The organism is Halobacillus sp. BBL2006 (assembly GCF_000786645.1).
Classification (GTDB): Bacteria; Bacillota; Bacilli; order Bacillales; family Halobacillaceae; genus Halobacillus.
The window spans coordinates 1-2,586 of record NZ_JRNX01000447.1 but is presented as its reverse complement, the minus strand read 5'-3'; the positions used below and the strand labels follow the sequence as shown (position 1 = coordinate 2,586).

The window sequence follows — 2,586 nt, the reverse complement described above, 5'->3', positions numbered from 1 at the left end:
GTGCTGGTTAATGGCTCTTGTTGTTGGTTGATGATTATTTATTTGCGTATATTTTTGATTTCGCTTCCCTGCGGCGACGGTGCAGAATCGGTTCTGTATAGCCGCTTGGCTGGTCATATCCTTTTAATACCAAGTCGCAGGCTGCCTGAAAACCTACAGATGTGGCATAATCCGCAGCCATTGGCTGGTACTCCGGATCATCCGCGTTTTGTTCGTCTACCACCTTGGCCATACGCTTCAATGTTTCAAGTACCTGCTCTTCACTCACAATTCCGTGGTGAAGCCAGTTGGCCATGTGCTGACTTGAAATACGGAGGGTGGCACGGTCTTCCATCAAATCGATATTATTGATGTTGGGCACCTTGGAACAGCCGATTCCATGTTCCACCCAGCGAACGACATAGCCAAGAATTCCTTGCGCATTGTTATCCAGCTCTTCCTGGATCTCTTCAGGACTCCAGTTTTGATTATTAACAACAGGTATTTGCAAAATGTCATTCTGCAGATCGCCCTGATCCTTGGACATCTCCTTCTGCACTTTACCTACGTCGATTTGGTGATAGTGGAGCGCATGCAGCGTGGCGGCCGTCGGTGAAGGCACCCAGGCGGTATTCGCACCTGCTTTCAACTGGCCATCTTTCGTTGCCAGCATTTCAGCCATCAAATCAGGCATCGCCCACATCCCCTTACCGATCTGCGCTTTTCCGCGGAAACCGCTCGCAAGACCAACGCGGACGTTCGACTTTTCATACCCGTTCAACCAGGCAGAGCCCTTCATATCGTTTTTGCGAATGACAGGTCCAGCTTCCATCGATGTGTGGATCTCGTCGCCGGTACGATCCAGGAAGCCTGTATTGATAAACGCGATCCGCTCTTTCACTTCCTTGATACATGCTTTCAAATTCAGCGTGGTCCGGCGTTCTTCGTCCATGACCCCGATTTTAAGCGTATTGCGCTTATAGCCCATCAAACCCTCCGTCCGGTTGAACAAATCGTTGGCAAACGCCACTTCCTCGGATCCGTGCATCTTCGGTTTTACGATATAAACCGAACCTTTAGCGGAATTTTGATAGCGGCCATTGTTCAGCACATCATGCTTGGCAAGTAACCCTGTGATGACGGTATCCATAATCCCTTCAGGAATCTCTTCTCCGTTTTTATCAAGGACGGCATGTGTCGTCATCAAATGTCCGACGTTACGGGCGAACATAAGGGAGCGTCCAGACAACGTTAATTCTCCACCGTCCGGAGTTGTGTACGTGCGATCAGGGTTGAGCTCTCGTTTCATCTCCTTGCCGCCTTTATTGAAGGTAACAGAGAGATCACCTTTCAAAAGACCGAGGTAATTACGATAGACTTCTACTTTATCGTCTGCGTCGACCGCCGTTACAGAGTCTTCGAAGTCCATGATTGTCGTAACAGCTGACTCTACAAGGATGTCTTTGACTCCCGCTTGATCGGTCTGACCGATCGGATGATTGTGGTCGATTTGGATTTCCAGATGAAGTCCGTGGTTCCTCAACAGCACCCCTTTAGGAGCATCCGGCTGTCCGACAAAGCCAGCTAGTTGGGAAACATTTTTCAATCCTGTCGTCTCTTCGTGAGCGAGCTTCACAGAAAGCTTGCCGTCAATGACTTGATAAGCCTTCACGTCCTTATGGGAACCATTATCTAACGGCGCCGTTTCATCAAGGAATTCTTTCGAATAAGCGATGACTTTGTCGCCTCGCACAGGGTTATAGTCTCCTTTAATTTCTGCCCCGCCCTCTTCACTGATCGCGTCCGTTCCGTACAGAGCATCATACAAACTGCCCCAGCGCGCATTTGCTGCATTGATCGCATAACGTGCATTGTTAACAGGTACGACGAGCTGAGGTCCGGCTTGAACCGCTATTTCGTCATCAATATTCTCTGTGGAAACTTTGAAGTCTTCCACATCTGATTCAATATAATTCAATTCTTTCAAAAAGGATTTGTACGTATCAGGATCAATGGTGCTGTTTTGTTTATGCCACTCGTGAATTTTATTTTGAATCTCCTCACGCTTTTGCAGTAGCGCTTTATTTTCAGGCGCCAGATTATGGACGATCGCTTCTAAGCCTGACCAGAAATCATCACTTGAAACACCGCTTTCCGGAATCGCTTCTTTGTTTATGAACTCGTGAAGTACTGGAGCTACTTGAAGATTACCAACTTTTACGTAGTCTTTCACAGGAAATTCCTCCTTTAATGGATATCAAAGTTATAAACGGTAAAAACGCTTACATGAATTGTCATAAAATTCTATCTCTTCGTCGTTATTTATCATATAATAAAAATTACCATATCGAAAATATATATTTGGAATTTGTATTATTCCATTCTGTTATAACTGATTTCACCCTTGTCAGGTAGCTGTGTGATAGAAAAAGGAGGAGGGGAATCTTTTTGGATATACGTCATTTAGAATATTTTGCTGAAGTGGCCAAACAATTAAGTTTTACGAAAGCAGCTGCGTCTTTACACGTTTCCCAGCCGTCTCTTAGTAAAGTCGTGAAACAGCTGGAGACTGAATTAGGGGTCCCGTTATTCTACCGCTCCAAGCAG

Annotated in this window: 2 protein-coding genes; one reads left to right on the top strand and one right to left on the bottom strand. The window is 46.1% G+C overall.

What is annotated here, in order from left to right:
- Positions 1–34: 34 nt before the first annotated feature.
- Positions 35–2,212 carry a malate synthase G gene (locus LD39_RS13420; RefSeq protein WP_035547775.1) on the bottom strand — a complete coding sequence of 726 codons (2,178 nt, stop codon included), beginning with the start codon at positions 2,210–2,212 and terminating at the stop codon, positions 35–37.
- A 215-nt stretch (positions 2,213–2,427) separates the two neighbouring features.
- Between LD39_RS13420 and LD39_RS13415 the strand changes: the two genes are divergently transcribed.
- Positions 2,428–2,586 (top strand): LysR family transcriptional regulator (locus tag LD39_RS13415; RefSeq protein ID WP_035547771.1); only part of this gene is annotated, 159 nt, incomplete at its 3' end.